Origin of the sequence: Bifidobacterium avesanii, from assembly GCF_009299475.1 — a bacterium.
GTDB classification, from domain to species: domain Bacteria; phylum Actinomycetota; class Actinomycetes; order Actinomycetales; family Bifidobacteriaceae; genus Bifidobacterium; species Bifidobacterium avesanii.
Window position 1 is genome coordinate 19,505 of record NZ_WBSN01000010.1, and the last position, 21,864, is coordinate 41,368.

Genomic DNA, 21,864 nt, shown 5'->3' on the forward strand with positions numbered 1-21,864 from the left:
TCGCGGCGTGTTGCAAGATGGTTGACATGGCGAATAGGTTAATCGTATAATCAATTTAGCTTTATCGATTAACCACTGATGGTCGAAAAGCAAGACAATCGTGGCGTTGACACCCTCGGAGGCTAGATGTCGAGTCGCCGGTGGTACCGCCGCGGTGTGATCATATAAAGGATTGGAGTTGCAATGAAGCGAACGACGATGTTCACGCGGCTGGTCGCCTCGGCGGCCGCATTGGGAATGACCTTCGGCATGGCGGCATGCGGCGCCGCGGACGCCAGCGACGGCAAGACCGCCGACGGCAAGGTGCAGATCACACTGTCGTGGTGGGGCTCGGAGAAACGCCTCAAGCTCACCCAGCAGGCGGTGGAACTGTTCGAGCAGAAGCATCCGAACATCAAGGTCAATATGGAGAATTCGGATTACGGTGGGTATTTTGACAAACTCAATATCTCGATAGCCGGTGGCACCGCGCCGGATGTGTTCCAGATCGGCACGGATCATATTCCCGTTTATGGCTCTCAGGGATCGCTCATGGACCTCTCCCAAGTGAGCGATGCGCTTGACCTGACGCAAATGACCGATGCCGTGCGTGCGACCGGACAGTTTGGCGGTGTGCAATATGCCGCGCCTGTATCGTTGACCTCGCTGGGCATCGCGGTGAACAACACCGTGCTTAAGGACCTTGGTCTTACTCTGCCGGCGGATGCGGATTCATGGACGTGGGATGAGTTCGAGGCCTTTGAACGTCAGATCGTCGAGAAATCCAATGGGGAGATCACGGCGGCCGGCACGCCTCTGGGCACGTATGGTCTCCAGTTGTGGGCTCGTCAGCACGGAGAGGAATTGTTCAAAGACGGCAAGGTGAGTGTTTCCAAGAAAGTAGCCACGTCGTACTTTGAGGAATTCAAAAAGGCCGTTGACGAGCAATTGATCGGTACGGCGGATCGTTGGGCGGAAAATCAGAATGCCAATACCGAAATTTCCGATGCCGGCACAGGCAAGCAGGCCATGCTGTTCACGCATGCCACTCAGCTTTCGGCGTTCAGCGCCGCGTCAGGCACCGAAGATTGGTCATTGGTCATGGTGCCCACGGATACGCCGCAGACGAAGTTCATGTACAACCGCATGAGCATGAGTTGGGCGGTTTCCGCACAATCCAAGCATCCCAAGGAGGCTGCGGAACTGCTCGACTTCATGATCAATGATCTCGATGCGGCAAAGATTTTGGGTACGGAGCGAGGCATCCCGGCGAATCCCAAGGTGCGCGAGGTTGCCAAACAGAACGCGTCGGACATCGAGAAGAAGGTCATGGACTTCGTCGATAAGACCGAAAAGGCGTCCGGCATCGCGCCTCCGGACACTCCCAATGGAGTCTCCGATTCCGATAATTACATCATGCGCTGCGCGCAGGATATCGCCTTCGGGTCCAAGACTCCCGAGCAGGCGGCGCAAAGCTATATCGACGATTTGACGAACAGTATCGCTTCAGCATCGTGAGCCATTGAACGTGCGTTTGCGGGCATGACGGCCGTGATGCCGTCGCGCCCGCAAATGCGTGGCGTCAGTCATTCATTGCACCATCATTCAACCATGGAATCGGATTGAACCATCATGAACAACGAACCATATTCCGCATACCTGTTCGCGCATTTCACGGGTGTGGAGACCACGGCGGCGGATCGCAGCGCCGCCAATGAACAGATCTATTTCGCGGTCAGTCGGGACGCCCGAACGTGGCATGACCTGCGCCGGCAGGGACATCCCATCTTCACGTCGCGGGTAGGCGACCGAGGCATGCGCGATCCGTATTTATTGCGTGATCCAAGGGATCCGAGCGGTCATGCGGTGATCATGGTCGCATCCGACCTATGCACCTATACGCGAGACACCGCCCATTGCGGGCAGGAGGTCGCGGAGAAGGGGTGCAGCACGCACATCATGGTGTATGAAGGCCGTGACCTGACGCATTGGTCGGAGCCCCGATGGGTCGACGTTGCCGGTTCGATCCCGGGCGGCGCCTCGGCATGGGCTCCGGAGGCCGCATGGGTGGAGGAACGCCAGGAATTCATGGTGTATTGGACCACGTACACTGAACGTGATTCAGTTCATCCGGACAGCCCGTACAACATCTATTACTCCACGACGAAGGATTTTCTGTCGTTCAGCGAACCGGTGAAGTGGATCGACCGCGGCTCCCTCGCCATCGATGCCACGATGATTCGGCTGGGCGACTGGTGGTACCGGGCGTATGCTGACGGGCGAATCGAAAAGACGCGCAATCCGTATGCCGTAGCGTCCAAACCGTTCGACCGCGATGCCGGTCCGGATGAATGGGCATACGTAGGCGCTATCGGCGAACTGGGGCCATGTCCGGTGCGTTGCGAGGGCCCGGAGTTTTTCCTGCTCAATGAGGGTGATGCGCCCGTCGTGAACGGACGGGCCATGCCATACGGATTTATGGTGGACGGGCTCGCCCCCGATCAGGGGTGCCGGCTCTTCTGCAGCGCCGATCCGGGTAGTTCCGACCCCTCGGACTGGCATGTGCTCGACGACGTGGATCTGGGCGCGATGCTCAAGCGGCACGGCTCGATCCTGCCGATCACCGAAGACGAATATGAGGCGGTAACGGCCGCGTATGGCCCGGAATCGTAGCCGCATGCGATTTCTGACCTCGCGGCTCGGATAGGATGGGATTGGACCGAGCTGGATGCGGCGTCATTCCGCCATTGCGGGCGGCGGCGTTGGTGGTTCTTCGCGGCCCGTTAGGTCAGAAATCGCAGCGGGCCTCGCGAAGGCGCGGAATGGAGCGGAACATGGGTTATATAGTGCACAATCAGCGTCAATATGTGGATGGCGACGGGCTGGATTCGCGTTTGCTGTACGTGGTCACGCCGGCCGAGACCGTGGCGGGGCCCGCGCCCCGGGGCGGATGGCCGCTGGTCGTGTACATCCACGGCGGCGGCTGGGAGCAGGGGAATTTCCGGCGCGGCGAGGAGATGGACGTCATGGCGCGTCCGATCTTCCCGGCCATGCTGTCGGCGGGCTATGCGCTCGCATTCGTGAACTACAGGCTGACGGGCGAGGCGCAATGGCCGGCGCAGATCCTCGACTGCAAGGCCGCGATCCGATATTTGCGCGCGCATGCGGGGGAATGGGACGTCAATCCCGACCGCATCGCGGTGTACGGATCGTCCTCGGGCGGGCATTTGTGCCAGTTTCTGGGCGTGACCGACGGGGACGCGCGATATGAGGATCCCTCCATGGGATGCGCTGGGGCATCGAGCCGCGTCAGCGCGGTGATCTCGAGCTACGGCATCAGCGATCTGACCGCATGGCGCAAAATGAACGACCACGACTTCATGGTCGGATTCCTCGGCGCCGGATACACGCGCGAACAGGCGTGGGATGCGAGTCCGATCGCTCATGTGGATGGTTCCGCGGCGCCGATGCTGCTCGCGCACGCGCAGAACGACGGACTGGTGAACTGGGATATGACGCCGGTGATGGAACGTGCGGTGCGGTGCGCGATCGGCGACGGCAAGGTGGTTTCCTGGTATCCCGCATACGGCGGGCACGGCTCGGACGAGGTGTTCCAGTCTCCGCTGGCCATCACGCTGTATATCGGGTTCCTCGCGCGGTTCGTGTGATTCGGCCGGTTCCGCCGGAGGTCTGACGGCGGGGCGGCCGGGAAAAGTCGGCGGGGGCTCGCCCTCTCTTCGAATGGGACCGGTTGTGCGGCAAATATTCGACCGTATTTTCCGGGCTTTCCCGTATTTGCGGGAGGCGGCTGGAGAACGGGAACGAATATTTGTCCGTGAAAAGGTCTCCGGAGAGTGGGCGGGAAGCGGAGCGGGGAGCGACAACGACCGGGGCCGGGGATCAGGTCCGGGGCGTGGCGGGTGACCTTCCATATTATTTGCCGTTATTCATTGACTCATTGACTCATTGACTTTGTTGGCCCCGTCCGCTCCTGCGGCCTGCGCGATGGGCTGGTACGCCTCAATGAGCCGTTCCAGTGACATGCCGGCGTTGGCCGAGCTGGTGGACGGCAGCGGCGTGACCGGTATGTCGCCCAAGCCGGCCGCATCCATGAGCGGCTGGCAGAGACGGCGGTAGAGTTGCGCGGCCTTGGCTCCGGTGGTGAAGACGCGCGCGATGGCGGAACCGCGCACTATGGACGGGATGTCGTTCGGCGCGGCATTGCGAATGGTCGCGTCGCTGGCGCCGGCGATGTCGCAGGAGGCGATCACGTCCCACAACGCGACATGATGCTCCAGCGCGAACGTTCGGCGTGCGTCCGTCAGCGCCGCGATTTCCACTGGCGTCGATGGCCACCGCCCGCCCTCCGGCGGCAGGCAAGAGTCGTCGTCGAAGATCGCGGCCATGACCGGCCAGAACCGGTTGAAGCGATGCATGTAGTAGAAGCCGGCGTCGCGCGACTTCGGGCTCGGCATGGAACCGAGCACCAGCACACGCGAGCCGGCGTCCCACACCGGACCGAATCCATGTTCCACATGCGTCAGGGTCATGCGTCCCACAGTAGCCGCGAAAATCGGCGTCGGAGCGGTGCCGGAACGCCGCGTGCGCCGCGGATGACCACGAATGCCCTCCAAATGTCTCCGATGGTCTCCAAATAACGGGCCCAAAACGACGAAAACCGGAATTCCAAGCGCGAAAGGGACGCATTCGCGTCCGTTTGACGCTGTGAACCGCCGATTTCGTCGTTTTCGGCCCGTAAAGTTGTGCCTCCGCATAACCGCGCACAGTCGGCGGGTTCGGCGGGTTCGGCGGATTTGGCGGGCTCGGCGGGTTCCAGTGATCGTTGCAACACCCCACGTCGCGTCGCAAAGCCCCGTACCGTGGCAAAGCGGCCCGCGCGCCCGTGCATGCCGAATCAGGTGCGCGGCCACGTCCGACCTTGCCCGGAATCCGGGTTTTCCGCCCCTGTCACCGCGTGAGGATAAGCTGAAGCGGCTAAACAAAAGTCCCCAAACCGTTCAAACCAGAAGGTGCATTGTGGCTCAGTCCAAACTTGATGAAGTAGTGTCCCTCGCGAAGCGTCGCGGCTTCGTGTTCCCCGCCGGCGAAATCTACGGCGGCACCCGTTCCGCCTGGGACTACGGCCCGCTCGGCGTGGCCCTCAAGGACAACATCAAGCGCGAGTGGTGGCGCTCCATGGTCGTCACCCGTCCGGACATCGTGGGCGTGGATACCTCCATCATCCTGCCGACCCCGGTGTGGGTCGCCTCCGGCCACGTGGCGGTGTTCAACGACCCGCTGGTCGAGTGCCTCAACTGCCACAAGCGCAACCGCGCGGACAAGCTCGAGGAGTCCTACGCCGAGAAGCACGGCGACAAGCTGCCGGAGAACGGCATGAAGGACATCGTCTGCCCCGACTGCGGCGCCCGCGGCCAGTGGACCGAGCCGCGCGACTTCAACATGATGCTGCGCACCCACCTCGGCCCGGTGGAGGACGAGAACAGCCTGCACTACCTGCGCCCGGAGACCGCCCAGGGCATCTTCGTGGACTTCAAGAACGTCATGACCTCCTCGCGCTCCAAGCCGCCGTTCGGCATCGCGAACATGGGCAAGTCCTTCCGCAACGAGATCACGCCCGGCAACTTCATCTTCCGCACCCGCGAGTTCGAGCAGATGGAGATGGAGTTCTTCGTCGAGCCCGGCACGGACGAGGAATGGCACCAGTACTGGATCAACGCCCGCACCCAGTGGTATCTGGATCTGGGCGTCAAGCCGGAGAACCTGCGCCACTACGAGCATCCGAAGGAGAAGCTCGCGCACTACTCCAAGCGCACGGTGGACATCGAGTACAAGTTCGGCTTCCAGGGCTCCGACTGGGGCGAGCTCGAGGGCGTGGCGAACCGCACCGACTTCGACCTGTCCGCGCACTCCAAGCACTCCGGCGAGGACCTGAGCTACTTCAACCAGGCCACCGGCGAGAAGTACATCCCGTACGTGATCGAGCCGGCCGCCGGCCTGACCCGCTCGCTCATGTGCTTCCTCGTGGACGCCTATGACGTGGACGAGGCCCCGAACACCAAGGGCGGCGTGGACAAGCGCACCGTTCTGCGCCTCGACCCGCGCCTGGCCCCGGTCAAGGCCGCCGTGCTGCCGTTGAGCAAGAAGCCCGAGCTGCAGTCCGTGGCCCAGAACCTCGCCGCCGACCTGCGCCAGAACGAGTGGATGATCGACTACGACGAGTCCGGCGCCATCGGCCGCCGCTACCGCCGCGAGGACGAGATCGGCACCCCGCTGTGCATCACCGTGGACTTCGACACCCTCGACGATCAGGCCGTCACCATCCGCGACCGCGACACCATGAACCAGGAGCGCGTGGCCCTGAACAAGGTGGCCGAGTACGTGGACGCCCGCATCGGCGAGCACCGCACCCGCGTGCCCATGAAGCCGGTCGAGCTGGGCGGCGAGCCCTTCGGCGACGAGGTGAAGATCCAGGAGGCCGGCGGCCTGTACTGACCGCTTCGGCGCCGCGCCGATTGAGCGCCGATCGAGGATCGAACATCGAGCAAACATGGCGAGCCGGGGGATTCGGGCCGATGGTCCGGGCCTTCGGCTCGTTTTGCGCCCGGCCATCGTACGTTCGGCCATCGTATGTTCGGCCACCGTGCGCCCGACCGGGCGACCAACCAACATCAGGAGCATCACGAGGAATGAACGCGAGGAACATGGACGAGACCGTCATCAGCGCGCCGCACGAGACCGACCGACTCGACCCGCGCGGCGAGACGGCGGCGTCGGCGGAGCGGGCGACGCTGCGGGGGCATGAGGCCCCCGTGCGCATCGCGCCGGTGAAGCTCGGCCCGGTCGACGTGCCCGCCCCCGTGGTGCTGTCGCCCATGGCCGGCGTGACCAACTGGCCGTTCCGCGTGCTGTGCGAGGAATACGGCCCCGAGGGCCTGTACGTGGCGGAGATGATCACCGCCCGCGCGCTGGTGGCGCGCAACCCCAAGGCCCTGCGGCTGTGCCGTTTCGCGCCGAGCGAGCGCGTGCGCTCCCTGCAGCTGTACGGCGTCAACCCGTCGATCACCGAGCAGGCCGCCAAAATCGTGGTGGACAACAACATGGCCGACCACGTGGACCTGAACTTCGGCTGCCCGGTGCCCAAGGTCACGCGCCGCGGCGGGGGATCCGCCCTGCCGTGGAAGACCGACATTTTCACCGAGCTCATCCAGCGCGTGGTCAGGGTGTGCGAGCCGGCGAACATCCCGGTCACCGCGAAGATCCGCGTCGGCATCGACCACGCGCACGAGACGTTCCTCGAGGCCGGGCGTATCGCGCAGGAGGAGGGCTGCAAGGCCGTCACGCTGCACGCCCGCACCACCGCCGAGTACTACGGCGGGCATTCCGACTGGAGCCGCATCGGCGAGCTCAAGGCCGCGCTGAGCATCCCGGTGTTCGGCAACGGCGACGTCTGGGGCGCCGAGGACGCGCTCGAGATGATCCGCGAAACCGGATGCGACGGCGTGGCCGTGGGCCGCGGATGCCAGGGACGCCCGTGGCTGTTCGCCAACATCCGCAACGCCTTCGCCGGGGATCCGGCGCGCGTGAACCCGAATCTGGGCGAGGTGTGCCGCGTGATCGAGCGCCACGCCGAGCTGCTCACCGAGTTCTACGACGGCGACGAGCGCATGGCCGTGCACGACCTGCGCAAGCACATCGCGTGGTATTTGAAGGGCTTCCCGGTGGGCGGCTCCACGCGCAGGGCGTTCATGGAGTGCGAGTCGATCGACGACGTGCGCCGCGAGATCGGCCGGCTCGACCCGACGGTCGAATACCCGCCGCGCGTGGTGGACAAGCCCCGCGGGCGCGTGCGCTTCGCCAAGAAGGTGCACCTGCCGTACGGCTGGCTCGATTCGCGCACCACCACGCACGAGGAGCGCGAGACGCTGTTCGGCGACGACCCGATGGACGCGAGCTACTGAGGACCAGGCCGCGGACCGCCCCAAACGACGGGAAACGCCGGCGTGTCGCCTTTGTGGGGCCTTTGGTGAAGTCGTTGGCGAAACCGGCGATACACGCCATAGAATAATTCATTATCTGGTTGAGACACTGCGATAAAGTGGGACATAACCGTGAGTGACAGGAGCCAAACCGTGAGCGAGATTGCCCAGGAAGAATTCAATGACCGCACCAACATCAAGGTCGTGGGCGTAGGCGGCGCCGGCGGCAATGCGGTCAACCGCATGATCGCCGAGGGCCTGCAGAACGTCGAATTCGTCGCCATCAACACCGACGCGAAGGATCTGCTGCGCTCCGACGCGGATGTGAAGATCTCCCTGTCCGACAAGACCAGCCGCGGTCTGGGCGCCGGCGCCGACCCCGAGAAGGGCGCCAAGGCGGCCCAGGACCACCAGTCCGACATCGAGGAGGCCCTCAAGGGCTCCGACATGGTCTTCGTGACCTGCGGCGAGGGCGGCGGCACAGGCACCGGCGCCAGCCCGATCGTCGCCCGCGCGGCCCGCCAGCAGGGCGCCCTCACCATCGCCGTCGTCACCCGCCCGTTCTCCTTCGAAGGCCCCCGCCGCTCCGCCTCCGCCGACTCCGGCATCGAGAACCTGCGCAAGGAAGTGGACGCGCTCATCGTCATCCCCAACGACCGCCTGCTCGACCTGTCCGACCGCACGGTCTCCGTCATGGACGCGTTCAAGACCGCGGACACCGCACTGCTCGCCGGCGTTCAGGGCATCACGGACCTGATCACCATGAACTCCTACATCCACGTGGACTTCTCCGACGTCACGGCCATCCTCAAGGACTCCGGCACCGCGCTGTTCGGCATCGGCGCCGCCCGGGGCGAGGACCGCGCCACGCAGGCCGCGGAGATCGCCATCAGCTCGCCGCTGCTGGAGGAGAGCATCGAGGGCGCCCACGGCGCGCTCATCAACGTGGCCGGCCCGACCGACCTGAGCATGCAGGAGGCCTACGCGGCCGCCCAGCTCGTGCAGGACGCCATCCATCCCGAGGCGCAGATCATCTGGGGCCTCGCGCTCGACGACTCCTACGGCGACGAGGTGCGCGTCACCGTCATCGCCGCGGGCTTCGACCCGACCGGCAAGAAGGATGAGGCCAAGGCGGACGAGACCAGCGAGGTCAAGCCGCTGACCGACTACAAGCCCGCCGCGCAGCAGGCCCCCGCCGCGGCTCCGGCCGCCCAGCCGGTGCAGCAGCCCGCCCCCGCCGCGCAGCCGGTCGTCCCGCAGGCCCAGCCCGGCTTCGACGAGACCAGCGAGCACCGCGTGGTGCGCCCCGCCGCCGCGCCCCTGCCGCAGAACGATCCGATCGGCGACCTGGACATCCCGGACTTCCTGCGCTGAGGCGGAAAGACAAGCTTTAAGGAGCTCAAATGGCTGGATTCATGAAGAACGCTATGTCCTACCTCGGCATGGCCGACGTGGTGGACGATGACGACGACGTCGCCGACGCCCCCGATCAGGCCGCGACCTCGTTCGACTCCGACCACTCGGTGACGCCGCAACCCACGGCCGCCGCGGCCGCCAAGCCGCGCGAGACCGCGACCGCGTTCCCGCAGGGCCGCATCAACCGCATCACCACCATCCATCCGAAGACCTACGAGGACGCCCAGCTGGTGGGCCGCGCGATCCGCGACGGCGTGCCGGTGGTGCTCAACCTCACGGGCGTGGCCGAGGCCGTGGCCTACCGCATCGTCGACTTCTCCGCCGGCGTGGTGTTCGGCGTGCGCGGCTCCATCGAGCGCGTCACCCCGCGCGTGTTCCTGCTGAGCCCCGCGCAGGTGAACATCAAAGTCGAGGAGCCGCAGGCGGCCTCCCCGGCGCACGACCTGTTCGCCGACTGACGTTTCCGGGTTTTCCGGGTTTTCTTCCACGGGCGTTCGCATTCAGCGGACGCCCAGTTTGCTTTCAGGAGGCGTCCGCGACCCGATGGTAGGGTGGTCGGCATGTTGCTTGTCCTGTTGCGATACGCGATCGATCTGGCGATCGACGCCTACATGCTCGTCCTGTTCATCCGCATGATCCTCGATTGGGTCAGCGTGCTGTCCCCGCGCTGGTACCCGCGCGGCGTCGCGGCCACGCTCGTCTCCGCGGTCTACACCGTCACCGAGCCGCCGCTGCGGTGGCTGCGCCGCTACATCAAACCCATCCCCATGGGCATGATGTACCTCGACGTGAGCTTCATGGTGCTGTGGTTCGCGCTGGTCGTGCTGAGAATCCTTATCTGAATCGCGGGTTGGGGGACCATAAGGGTTTGCATCGTGATAGCATCGAAGCTTGAAGCCACTGTTTAGGCATAGTAAGGCATAGCCCCAAAGTGAGGTGGGATTGAATATGGCTCTGTTGACGCCCAAAGATATCAGGGAGCATACCTTCCAGACCGTTCGTTTCAAGGAAGGCTACGATGTCGACGAGGTCGACGACTTCCTGGATCAGGTGACCGAGACCGTTGAGGCCCTGACCAAGCAGGCCGTCGCCGCCGGTGCCGCCACGCAGTCGCTGGGACCGGACGTGGCCCCGCTGAACGCCAAGATCTCCGAGCTCAGCGCCCAGCTCGACGCTCTCAAGGCCGAGAACGCCCAGCTGAAGTCCGGCGCCGCCAGCGCGCAGACCGCCGCCGGCGCCGCCGCCGCGGGCAAGATCGCCGAGGCCGAGGAGAACGCCAAGGCCCTCGCCTCCCAGAACGAGCAGCTCAAGGGCCAGGTCGACCAGCTCAACAAGCAGATTGACCAGCTCACCGCGCAGGCTGCGCAGGGCGGCGACAACGCCAAGGCCCTCGCCGACCAGCTTTCCGCCGTGCAGAACGAGCGCACCGAGGCCCTCAAGCGCGCCGAGCAGCTCACCAACGAGCTCGCCGAGGCCAAGAGCCAGACCGCCGCCGCCTCCGCGCAGGTCGAGCAGGCCAAGGCGCAGATCCAGCAGGTCACCGGTCAGGCCAACGCCCAGATCGAGTCCCTCAACAAGCAGCTCGAGGAGTCCAAGCAGCGCGAGGAGTCCCTGCGCGAGCAGGTCGCCAAGATCGAGCCGTCCACCGAGACCGGCAGCCTCAAGAAGATCGCCGGCGCCGGCGCGGACGCCACCAGCGAGCCGGAGCGCGCCACCGCGATGCTCACCCTCGCCATGCAGCTGCACGACCAGTACGTCGACAAGGGCAAGGCCAAGGGCGCCGAGCTCATCGCCGACGGCCAGGCCAAGCACGACGAGGCCGTCTCCAAGGCCAACGACTACTCGACCCGCACCCGCACCGAGGCCGACGACTACTCCAAGCGCGTCCACAACGACGCCGACTCCTACTCCGAGCGCGTGCGCTCCGAGGCGGACGGCTACTCCGTCAAGACCCGTCAGGACGCGGACACCTACTCCAAGAACAAGCACAACGAACTGGAGACCTACGAGCAGGAAGTCCAGAAGCGCGCCCAGGAGTACGACAAGCAGACCCGCGACGGTGCCGACAAGTACGCGGCCGACGTCAAGGACAAGCTCATCACGCAGTCCAAGGTCATCGAGGGTAACATCCAGGGCCTCAAGCAGTTCGAAGCCGAATACCGCAGCCGCCTCACCGAGTTCCTCGGCCAGCTGGTCAACCAGGTGTCGGACACGAACGCGTTCCAGAACGTCGAGGCCAACTACCCCGGCAAGCACTGATCCATGGTCCATCAGTCTGACGGCAAGACGGCCGCGCGCAAGCGTGTGGCCGTCTTCGCATGCGTGGCGGCGGTGGCGCTGGCGGCCGATCAGGTCACCAAGGCCCTCGCCCTCACGCATCTGAGCGAAACCGAATCCATCCGCATCATCCCGGGGCTGCTGTCCCTGAGGCTCGTGCACAACCCCGGCGCCTCGCTGGGGTTCGGCTCGTCGGCCACGTGGCTCATCTCGCTCATCGCCATCGCGGCGTGCGTGGCGATCGTGTGGATGGCCGTGCGCACGGTCTCCATGAAGTGGGAGGGCATGCTGGCCCTTGCATTCGCCGGCGCGGTCGGCAACCTCATCGACCGCATCGCCTACGCCGACGGGTTTTTGAACGGCAGGGTCGTGGACTTCCTCGACTACGGCTGGTCGATCGGCAACGTGGCGGACATCTTCCTCATGCTCGCCGGCATCGGCATCGTGGCGCTGATCTTCGTCGGCGAACCGTTCAGCCAAAAGGAGCTGGACGAGCGCGCGGCCAAGGAGACCGGCGGCGACGCGAACGCGCAGGAGCCGACCGCCCGATGAGCCGTCTCCTACCCGCACCCGACGCCCTGATCGGCAAGCGGCTCGACGTGGCCGTGGCCAAGATGCTGGGCATTTCGCGCGCCAAGGCGAGCGAGCTCATCGCCTCCGGGCAGGTGCGCTCCCTGGCCCGGGACATCGCCAAGTCCTCCACGCTCATGTCCGGCGAAACGCTGGAGTTCGACCTGAAGGACGAGGCGCCCGAACCCGAGCCGATCGCCGACGACATGGCGATCGCGTACGAGGACGACGACGTGGTGGTGGTGGACAAGCCCGTGGGGGTGGCCGCGCACGCGTCCGTCGGCTGGACCGGGCCCACCGTGCTCGGCAGCCTGCTCGACCGCGGCGTGCGCATCACCTCGTACGGCGCCCCCGGCCGGCAGGGCATCGTCTCCCGGCTCGACGTGGGCACGTCCGGACTCATGCTCGTGTGCAAGTCCGAGCTTGCGTACAAGGAGATGCGCCGGCAGTTCGCCGAGCACGAGGTGAAGAAGACCTACCACGCGCTCGTGCAGGGCAACCTCAAGGAGGACCGCGCGACCATCGAGGCGCCCATCGGCCGCGCCAAGGTGTCCGACTTCCGCTTCACCGTCACGCCCGCCGGCAAGGAGGCCATCACGCATTGGGACGTGATGGAGCGCTTCGGCGAGGCGACGCTGGTCTCCGTGAATCTGGAGACCGGGCGCACGCACCAGATCCGCGTGCACTTCTCCTCGATCGGCCACCCCCTCGTGGGCGACCCGATGTACGGGGCCAACCCGAAGCTGTCCGCCGCGGTGGGGCTCGACCGGCAGTGGCTGCACGCCATGCGGCTGGAGTTCCGCCACCCCCGCACGCGCGTGTGGACCACCGTGGAAAGCCATTACCCGGCCGACCTGAGCCATGCGCTGGACGCGATGCGCGAACGGGCCGAGGCGCGGCGGGACTGAAACACCGCGGTCCACGAACGAAGAAGAACGCTAGAGAACGAAGAAGGCAGACAGGCATGTCATTCGAGCATCCGAACAGGAACGGCGAGACCATCCGCGAGGTGGAGCGTGAGATCATGAAGCGCCCGCCGGAGCACAACCACACCAACCTCGATTTGGACCGCATGACCCTCATGCTGGACCTGCTGGGCCACCCCGAGCAGTCGTTCCGCGTGATCCACGTGACCGGCACCAACGGCAAGGGCTCCACCGCGCGCATGGCCGAGGCCATCTGCCGCGCGTACGGCCTGCGCACCGGCCTGTACACCTCGCCGCATCTGGAGCGCATCAACGAGCGCATCGCCATCGACGGGCAGGAGCTCTCCGACGACGACTTCGCCGACGCGTGGGACCAGATCAAGGATCTGGTGGACATGGTCGACGTGAAGATGGCCGAGCAGGGCAAGCCGAAGATGAGCTTCTTCGAGGTGCTCACCTCCATGGCGATCTGGAAGTTCGCCGACGCGCCCGTGGATGTGGCCGTGGTGGAGGTCGGCATGGGCGGGCGCGACGACGCGACCAACGTGCTCGACGCCGACGCCGCGGTCATCGGCCCGGTGGACATGGACCACATGCAGTGGCTGGGCTCCGAGATCGAGGACATCGCCGAGCACAAGGCCGGCATCATCAAGCCCGACTGCACGGCGGTCGTCGGCCCGCAGCCGCACGAGGACGAGGTCATGCCGATCATCGAGGACAAGGTCCGCGCGTGCCACGCCCGCCTGCTGCGCGACGGCTACGAGATGGAGGTCGTCTCCCGCATGCCGGCCGTGGGCGGGCAGGTCGCCACGCTGCGCACCCCGAACGGCACGTACACGGAAGTGCCGATCGCCAAGTTCGGCGAGCATCAAGCGCACAACGCGCTCGCCGCGCTGGCCGCCGCCGAAGTGGTGATCCCGGTCAACGGCCCGCTCGATGGCGACGCGGTGGCCGAGGCGCTGAGCGGCGTGAAGATCCCCGGGCGCATCGAGCAGATCCGCACTTCGCCGACCATCATCGTCGACGGCGGGCACAACGTGAACGCGGCCGAGTCGCTGCGCGCGGCCATCGAGGAGAACTACGACTTCGAACAGCTCGTGGGCGTGGTGGCCATGATGCACGACAAGCAGGTCGAGCAGTATCTGGGCGTGCTCGAACCGGTCCTGAGCCAGATCGTGGTGACGGAGAATTCGTGGCGCGACCGCGTGATGCCGGCCGAGGAGCTGGAGAAGGTGGCCGTGAAGGTGTTCGGCCCGGACCGCGTGATCCGCCGCGACGACCTGCCCGACGCCATCCAGACCGCCGTGGATCTGGTGGACGCGGCCGACGAGACCGGCGTGGGCTATGGGCGCGGCGTGCTCATCTGCGGCAGCTTCGTGACCGCCGGCGACGCGCGCACGCTGCTCAAGGAGCGCATGAACCCGGAGCTCGCCAAGCCCAAGGCCGAACGCGTGGCGGGCGGCGACGCCTCCGATGGTGACGCCTCCGATGGTGACGCCTTCGACGGCGGCGAGCCCGACGACGGGGAGCGCATCGAGCCCAACCTGGGCGAGTGACGCGCGGGGAGCCGGACGCATGTACCTGAAGGAGCTGACCCTCCGGGGCTTCAAATCCTTCGCCTCCGCGACCACGCTGCGCTTCGAGCCGGGCATCACGGCCGTGGTGGGGCCCAACGGGTCCGGCAAGTCGAACATCGTGGACGCGCTCGCCTGGGTGATGGGCGAGCAGGGCGCGAAGGCGCTGCGCGGCGCGCAGATGGAGGACGTGATCTTCGCCGGAACGTCGTCGCGCCCGCCGCTGGGCCGCGCCCAGGTGACCCTGACGATCGACAACACCGACCATGCGCTCGACATCGACTACACCGAAGTGACGATCAGCCGCACGATCTTCCGCAACGGCGGCTCCGAATACGCGATTAACGGGTCCGCGTGCCGTCTGCTGGACATTCAGGAGCTGCTCTCCGACACCGGCCTGGGCCAGCAGATGCACGTGATCGTGGGGCAGGGCCGGCTTGACGCGATCCTCAAGGCCGACCCGTCCGGCCACCGCGCGTTCATCGAGGAGGCCGCCGGCATTCTCAAGCACCGCAAGCGCAAGGAGCGCGCGCTGCGCAAGCTCGCCAACACCGAACGCAACCTCGCCCGTCTGGACGATCTGCTCGGCGAAATCCACCGCCAACTGGGGCCGCTCGGCCGTCAGGCGCGCATCTCCCGGCGCGCGGAGGCGATTCAGGTGACCGTGCGCGACGCCCAATCCCGCCTGTACGCCGAGGACGCGGTGCTCGCGTTGAAGCAGCGCGACGAGCTGCGCGGCGAACTCGCCGACGTGCGTTCCCATCTCGCCTCCGCGCAACGCGAGCTGGCCGGCGTGAAGGTGCGCATCGAGCAGGTGGAGGCGCTGGCCAGCGAGGCCAGCCCGGCCATCGCGCGCGTGAACGAGATCTGGCACCGCTACGCGCAATTGCAGGAGCGGTACCGTTCGCTCGCCCAAGTGGCGGGGGAACGCGCCCGCTCGCTGCTCGGGCAGGTGATCGACCACCTTGGCGACGATCCGGACCTGCTGGAGCGCCGGGCCGCGGAACTGGACGGTCAGGCGCGTACGCAGCGGGACGCGGTCGCGGATGCGCGGCTCGCATTGGACCGCGCGACCGAAAGCCGGGCCGACGACGAGCGCAAACTGGCGTCCGTGCGCCAGACGCTCACCGAACTGCGCAAAAGCGCCCGGCAGCGCGAGTCCAGGATCGCGCAGCTCAACACGCTCATCGCCCGCGAGGAGGCGGCGGTGGAGCTCGCCGAAACGCGCGCGAAGGACTTCGACGCGCAGCGTGCGGCGCTGGGCGGCCAATTGGACGACGCCCGCGCGCAGCATGCGGCGTTGTCGCATGAGGCCGAGGCAACGACCGAAGCCGACGAAGGCAAGGCGCTGGACGACGCCCGCACCGCGCTCGCCGCACGGCAGGAGACACTGGACGGGCTGTTGGACGAGCAACGCACGCTGAACGGGCGGATCATCTCGCTCAAGGCCAAGGCGGACGCGCTCAACGACACGTTGGACAGCCGCAACGCGTCCGGCGAGCTGGAACGTGACGCGGCCGTGGGTGCGCTGGGCAGGCTCGCCGACTTCATCCGCGTGGAGGACGGCTGGGAGGAGGCCGTCGCGCACGCGCTCGACGCGTTCGCCGGGGCGCTGGTGGTGCCGGGGACGGCGAATATGCTGCACGCCCTGCGACGGGCGCGAGAGGACAAGCTCGGCAGGGCCGTGGTGCTGGCGGCGGACGGCGGGCTCGTCGCTGATGGCGCCGGGCTCGCCAGTGCCGGGCAGGCGGGACGCGCTGCGCATGACGATCGTGCGCATGATGATCGTGCGCATGGCCGGGACGGCGGGGGATTCCGGTCGCTGGGGGAGCTGGTGCACGGTTCCGGCGCTGTGGTTGCGGAGGCTACGGCGGGCGCGGAAGACGGAGGCGATTCGCCCGATTCCGGTGAGGGGGCCGGTTCCGGCTCGGCCGTGGCCGGTCATGCCGCGACGCCGGATGCGGCATCGGACGCCACGGATGCGGCGTCCGGCGTGGTGGCCGCGGTGCGTCTGCTGCTTGCCGACGTGGCCGCCGTGGAGTCGCTGGACGAGGCCCAATCCGCGCTGTCCGCCGGATGGCGGACCGCCGCCACGCGCGACGGCGAGATCGTGAACGCCGTGGCGGCCGCGGGCGGATCGTCCCTGTCCCAGTCGGATCTTTCGCTGGCCGCCCGGCGCGACCGGGCGCTCGCCCAGATGCATGCGCTGGAGGACGAGCTTGGTGCCCTTGATGTTCGTGTGGAACAGGCCAAGTCGGAGCGCGACGAGGCCCGGTTGGCGGTGGACCGCGAATCCAGTCGCCGCACCGAAATGCGGCTCAAGGCGCAGCAGGCGGCCAAATCGCTCAGGGCCGCGGCGGATCGCGTCGCCGGATGCGAGCGTCAGGTGAAGGCGATGGACGGCAAGATCGCCGCGGTGCGAGAGGACGGCGAAACCCACCGGCTCAAGCTCGACGATCTGCGGCTCGCATTGGAGGTGGCCCGGGAATCCGATGGCGACGGCGCGGACTCCGACGAGCTGGCCGCGCGTGAAACCGCGCTGGAGCATGCGCTCGCCGCGACCCGCGAGCAGGAAGTCACCGCCAAAATCGCGTGGAACGAAGCTAAGCGCAAGGTCGATTCGCTGGAACGCCAGGCCGGGTTGCTGCATGATCAGGCCAAGGAGGCCGTGGACCGCCGTGCCCGCGTCGAAGCGCTGAACGCCAAGCGTCGTGAGCAGGCCGCCCACGCGCGGTCGGTCGCCGACGACGCAACCGAAATCGCGGAACTGATCGGCCGGTACATCGCCGACGCGACCGCGCGGCGGGACGCGCTGCAGGCCGAGGCGTCCAGCCATGACGACGAGCTGAAGGCCTTGAGGGGCGAGCGCGACCGCATCGAGCCCAAGGTTGGCGAACTGACCGCGCGCGAGCATGCGCTGGACGTGGACCGCGAACGCGTGGCCGGGCAGTGCGGCCAGATCACGCAGAAAATCGCCGACGATCTGGGCATGGACGTGGACGGGCTCATCGCGCAGTACGGGCCGGACCAGCCGGTGCCGGTGCTCGACGAGCAGGGACGGCCGGTGCCGGTGGTGGCCGCGGCGGATCAGGGTGCGGATTCGGCGGGCGAAGCCACCGGGACGACCCAATCGGGCGAACACGACGGTCAGACGGGATCATCAAAGACGGCGGACAGCCGGAACGACGCCGCCGGGACGGTTCACAACGGTCCGACTGAACCGGCCAACCCGGGCGAATCACCCGAAACCGCCTATCAGACCGTGCCATACGATCGCGCCGAGCAGCGCAAACGTCTCGACAAGGCCCGCCGCGATCTGGCCGCGCTCGGCAAGGTCAACCCGCTCGCCACCGAGGAATACGACGCGCTGCAGACCCGCAACCAGTACCTCAACGACCAGCGCAACGACGTGGTCCAGTCGCGCGACGACCTCATGGGGCTCATCAAGGACCTCGATTCCACCATGGTCGAGGTGTTCCGCTCGGCCTTCGACGACACGGCCAAGGCGTTTGAGCGCATGTTCGGCATGCTGTTCCCCGGCGGCCGCGGACGGCTCCGGCTCGAAAACCCGGACGACCTGCTCACCACGGGCGTGCTCGTGGAGGCCAGCCCGGCCGGCAAGCGCGTCAAGCAGCTGAGCCTGCTGTCCGGCGGCGAACGGTCGCTCACCGCGCTGGCCCTGCTGTTCGCCATCTTCACCGCGCGTCCCAGCCCGTTCTACGTGATGGACGAGGTGGAGGCCGCCCTCGACGACGTGAATCTCACCCGCCTCATCAACGCGTTCAACGACCTGCGCGAGCACGCCCAGCTCATCATCATCACCCACCAGCAGCGCACCATGTCGATCGCGGATGCGTTGTACGGCGTCACCATGCGCGCCGACGGCGTGACGGCCGTGGTCAGCCAGCGGCTGGAGCGGTAGGGCAGTGGAAACGGCAGAGCAACGGAGCCGTGGCCGGGCCGTGATGATCAGTCCTCGTGACCGTGACGGTGACCGTGACAGTGACCGACACGGTCTTTCGCTTGGCTGTGGAAAAGCTTAGAACGACGCCACTGTGCAGCATGCGTGACCATGGCCGCCTGGTCCTTGTCGCCTACATTGTCACAATCCGGACTCTGCCACGGTCTCCGTTGCGTTCTCCGTCGCACCGGCGTGGGTGAGTATGAGACGAATGGCCGGACCGGGAGCGAATGACCGGACAGGGAGCGGAGAACCGGACAGGGAGCGGAGAACCGGACAGGGAGCGCCCACTCCCCGTCCATGGCCCACAAAAACGTTGAGATTCTGCCATTCCGGTCATATCCGGACAAGGAGTGGGCGCTCCCGGTCCAGATGCCCGCCCTAGAACCCGGTGTTGGTGGGCTTGGGGTAGTACTTGCCGAACTTGCGGTACTGGTTGAGCTCGGACTCCATGAGATGGAACCAGCGCTTGAAGGACATATCCTTCGGATTGCGCTGCGGGCTGATGCGCCCGGCCTTCTGCAGACGAACCACCTGCGCCTTCAAGTCCGGATCCACCACGTAGCGGCGGAGCAGGCCGTTGGGAATGATCGAGTAGAGCACCTCGTCATCGGCCACGCGCGGCGCCATCGGATGCCCCTCGATCACATCGGAGACGAGCACCTCCATGGGGTTGATGCCGGCGCCGAGCACGTAGAAGCTGTTGCGGCCGATGCGCGGGTTGACTTCGAGGAAATAGAACTTGCCGGTGTGCGGGTCGCGCTTGACGTCGAAGTTCGCGAAGCCGCGGTACGGCATGGATTCGAGGAACCGGCGGGCCGGCTCGAGGATCTCCGGGATCGCCTCGGTGATCATGGCGCACGGGTTGCCCAGCGTGGCTGGATGGTGTTCCTCGAGCAGCACGTGCGCGGAGCACAGCAGCGAGACGGTGCCGGTGGTGTCCACGTAGGCGGTCACCGAGTACATCTGCGTGTCGTCACCCTCCACGAGCTCCTGCGCCACGAACGTGCCGCGGAAGCCCGCCTTGGCGAGCGTGGACCACAGGGCGTCCAGTTGCTCCGGCGTATCGATGCGGTACACCTTCTGGCGGCCCTCGAACAGCAGGTTCTCGTACTGCGAGCTGTCGGCGGGCTTGGCCACCACGGGGAAGCGCAGGTCCGCGGGCACGGGCTGCGGCGTCCAGCCGGGCTCGCCGGCGCCCGAGAAGTCCTCGTAGAACGACTTCGGCACCGGCATGCCCTGCGCGGTGGCGAGGCGCTCGAATTCCTGCTTGTCGCTCACGCGCTCGATCACGTCCAGCGGTGGAATCGGCACCACGTAGTACTGCTCCAACTCGGCGCGGTGCGTGGCGAACACGTGGATGCGCCAGTCGGTGTTGGCGAGCAGCAGCAGGCGGCGGCGGGGGTTGCGGGCCTTGAGTTCCTTGCCGAGCCTGAGCAGCTCGTCCACCAGCGGCCCCTCCTCGCTGGCGTCGGCGAAGCCGTGGCGGGTGAGGATCGCGGAATCGCGGATCGCGGACGGATCGTACGCCGTCACCATGATCGGCTTGACGTCATACGCCTCGTTGAGCTCGCGCGCCAACGCGTACGCGCCCAGATCGCCGCCGAGAATCACCGGTTGAAAAGCCGCCATGTCGTTCGTCTCCTTGCTTGCGCACCCTGATGTGCACCCAACCCCACCCACTATACGCGGGGCCGTGCAATTCATGGCCGTGCAATTCAAGCCGTGCCCGAGGTCGATTCGTCCGTGTTCGGACCCCGCGCGATACAGTGGGCATGCAATGCATTTCGACCGCATATTTCGTACCGCACGCACGGGAGGACACATGACCGAGGCAACTTCGACCGCACGTCTGCGCGAGGCGCTCGCCAACCGCACCGGCACCCGCCCGCAGGACTGGTATCCCGTGTTCAAGGCCCGTTACGGCATGTTCGCGGCGTTCTCGGCGCTGCATGACGTACGCGGCGAGGGCACGGTGCTCACCCAGCTGTTCACCTGCTGCACGGCGGTGGACCCGATCGTCGATGCCGGGCTGACGCCGCGGTACGAGGAGGTGGACGCCGGCACGCTGTCGATCGACGCCAAGGCGCTGGCCGACAGCGTCGTCGGGGAGACGCGGCCCGTGCACGCCGTCATGCTGCAGCACACGTTCGGCATCATCGACAACGCCGCCGATCTCGACCTGTCCGAAGCCGTCCGGTCCATGCCGCGCACGCTGCTCGTGGAGGACTGCGCCCACTGCGCGTGCCGCATGGCCCGCGGCGACGACGGCGGCCCGCTGGCGGACGTGTCCGTGCACTCCTTCGGCGTGGAGAAGATCCTGCCCACACGCTTCGGCGGGGCGATCTGGATCAATCCGCGTCTGGCCCAGTCCGACCCGGTGCTGGACGCCGAACTGCGCGGGCGGCTGGACGCGCTGCCCCGGCCGGGTGCGCGGCTTGATTTCGTCACGCGCGTGTACGTCAACGAAAACCGCGTGCTGTCGCGTCTGGGCGGCCTCGGCGGCACCCTGCGCGGCGCGCTGACCCGCGCGGGCCTGTACGAGCCGCCGATAGCCGACTCCGAGCGGGCCGGCAAGCTGTCGTACGCCCCCATGAAGCCGACGCCGTGGATCGAGGACCGCGCGGCCGACGCCATCGGCGCGCTGCACGCCAACGAGGAGGGGCGCAAGCGCGTGGTGGCGATCTACCGCGACCTCCTGGGACACGCCGCCGACGAGCTCGGCATTCCCTCCGGCGTGATGACCGGGCGCCCGCAGCCGCTGCTGCGCTTCCCGCTGTTCCTCAAGTCCACCGAGGACGCGGAGCGCGTGCTCAAGGCCGTGCGCGCGGCCGGCGGCTACGCGGAACGCTGGTACCGGCCCGAACTGTTCCCCGGCGTGAGCGATCCGGCGGCCTACGGGGTGACCGACGAGGTGCACGGCCGTCTGCCGGTCACCGAAGGTCTGGTCGCCGGCGCGGTCTGCCTGCCCACCGAACTGGGGGACGACGAACGGGCCCGCACGCGCGCCCGGGCCATCTGCGACGCGGTGCTCGGATGCCTGTGAGGGCATGAGCGGACGGCTGGTCGGCCTCGGGCCGGACTTCGGTGGCCGTTTCGTGGCATCGGCGACGTCCGCTGTGTCTCGGATCGCATCCATTGTGGAAAATGGCAGCGATCCGAGA

General features: G+C 66.7%; 16 protein-coding genes. 14 read left to right on the plus strand and 2 right to left on the minus strand.

Annotated features, from left to right (window positions below):
• The first annotated feature begins 183 nt into the window (after positions 1-183).
• The 3 genes from DSM100685_RS06445 (at position 184) to DSM100685_RS06455 (ending at position 3,647) form a co-directional block, all read left to right on the plus strand.
• Entirely contained in the window at positions 184-1,497 is a 1,314-nt protein-coding gene (locus DSM100685_RS06445) for an ABC transporter substrate-binding protein (protein WP_152350536.1), read from the plus strand.
• 114 nt (positions 1,498-1,611) lie between these two features.
• Complete coding sequence (locus DSM100685_RS06450) at positions 1,612-2,652, plus strand: glycoside hydrolase family 43 protein (RefSeq protein ID WP_152350537.1); 1,041 nt, start codon at positions 1,612-1,614, stop codon at positions 2,650-2,652.
• Between the two features lie 161 nt (positions 2,653-2,813).
• The gene (locus DSM100685_RS06455; protein ID WP_163200999.1) at positions 2,814-3,647 is read left to right on the plus strand and encodes an alpha/beta hydrolase; all 834 of its coding nucleotides are present in this window, start codon (positions 2,814-2,816) and stop codon (positions 3,645-3,647) included.
• 279 nt (positions 3,648-3,926) lie between these two features.
• Here the strand turns inward: DSM100685_RS06455 and DSM100685_RS06460 are convergent, their stop codons facing one another.
• A complete protein-coding gene (locus tag DSM100685_RS06460; protein WP_152350539.1) occupies positions 3,927-4,529 on the minus strand; it encodes a uracil-DNA glycosylase family protein in 603 nt (200 codons plus the stop codon).
• Between the two features lie 487 nt (positions 4,530-5,016).
• Between DSM100685_RS06460 and DSM100685_RS06465 the strand changes: the two genes are divergently transcribed.
• From DSM100685_RS06465 to DSM100685_RS06510, 10 genes are all read left to right on the plus strand, one after another.
• Positions 5,017-6,492: a glycine--tRNA ligase gene (locus tag DSM100685_RS06465; RefSeq protein WP_152350540.1), complete on the plus strand. Its 1,476-nt coding sequence runs from the start codon at positions 5,017-5,019 to the stop codon at positions 6,490-6,492.
• A gap of 194 nt (positions 6,493-6,686) precedes the next feature.
• Positions 6,687-7,958, plus strand: coding sequence for a tRNA dihydrouridine synthase DusB (dusB, locus tag DSM100685_RS06470; RefSeq protein WP_152350541.1), 1,272 nt, complete (start codon positions 6,687-6,689; stop codon positions 7,956-7,958).
• A gap of 171 nt (positions 7,959-8,129) precedes the next feature.
• On the plus strand, positions 8,130-9,350 hold the full coding sequence (gene ftsZ, locus DSM100685_RS06475) for a cell division protein FtsZ (RefSeq protein WP_152350542.1): 1,221 nt from the start codon (positions 8,130-8,132) through the stop codon (positions 9,348-9,350).
• 29 nt (positions 9,351-9,379) lie between these two features.
• Positions 9,380-9,850 carry a cell division protein SepF gene (locus tag DSM100685_RS06480; protein ID WP_152350543.1) on the plus strand — a complete coding sequence of 157 codons (471 nt, stop codon included), beginning with the start codon at positions 9,380-9,382 and terminating at the stop codon, positions 9,848-9,850.
• A 102-nt stretch (positions 9,851-9,952) separates the two neighbouring features.
• Positions 9,953-10,234, plus strand: coding sequence for a YggT family protein (locus tag DSM100685_RS06485; protein WP_152350544.1), 282 nt, complete (start codon positions 9,953-9,955; stop codon positions 10,232-10,234).
• 106 nt (positions 10,235-10,340) lie between these two features.
• Positions 10,341-11,651, plus strand: a complete 1,311-nt coding sequence (locus tag DSM100685_RS06490) for a DivIVA domain-containing protein (RefSeq protein WP_152350545.1) — start codon at positions 10,341-10,343, stop codon at positions 11,649-11,651.
• 3 nt (positions 11,652-11,654) lie between these two features.
• Positions 11,655-12,221 carry a signal peptidase II gene (locus DSM100685_RS06495; protein ID WP_152350546.1) on the plus strand — a complete coding sequence of 189 codons (567 nt, stop codon included), beginning with the start codon at positions 11,655-11,657 and terminating at the stop codon, positions 12,219-12,221.
• Positions 12,218-13,147: an RluA family pseudouridine synthase gene (locus DSM100685_RS06500; RefSeq protein WP_152350547.1), complete on the plus strand. Its 930-nt coding sequence runs from the start codon at positions 12,218-12,220 to the stop codon at positions 13,145-13,147. Before DSM100685_RS06495 ends, DSM100685_RS06500 begins: the two co-directional genes overlap by 4 nt.
• 56 nt (positions 13,148-13,203) lie before the next feature.
• A complete protein-coding gene (locus DSM100685_RS06505) occupies positions 13,204-14,721 on the plus strand; it encodes a bifunctional folylpolyglutamate synthase/dihydrofolate synthase (RefSeq protein WP_152350548.1) in 1,518 nt (505 codons plus the stop codon).
• Between the two features lie 19 nt (positions 14,722-14,740).
• Positions 14,741-18,661 carry an AAA family ATPase gene (locus DSM100685_RS06510; protein WP_152350549.1) on the plus strand — a complete coding sequence of 1,307 codons (3,921 nt, stop codon included), beginning with the start codon at positions 14,741-14,743 and terminating at the stop codon, positions 18,659-18,661.
• Positions 18,662-19,081: 420 nt separating this feature from the next.
• On the opposite strand, the gene DSM100685_RS06515 is transcribed toward DSM100685_RS06510, so the two are convergent.
• Positions 19,082-20,332 (minus strand): carboxylate--amine ligase, encoded by a 1,251-nt coding sequence (locus DSM100685_RS06515; RefSeq protein ID WP_152350550.1) that lies wholly within the window; start codon positions 20,330-20,332, stop codon positions 19,082-19,084.
• 193 nt (positions 20,333-20,525) lie between these two features.
• Here DSM100685_RS06515 and DSM100685_RS06520 point away from each other — a divergent pair, with 193 nt between their 5' ends.
• Entirely contained in the window at positions 20,526-21,746 is a 1,221-nt protein-coding gene (locus DSM100685_RS06520; RefSeq protein ID WP_152350551.1) for a DegT/DnrJ/EryC1/StrS family aminotransferase, read from the plus strand.
• Positions 21,747-21,864: the final 118 nt, after the last annotated feature.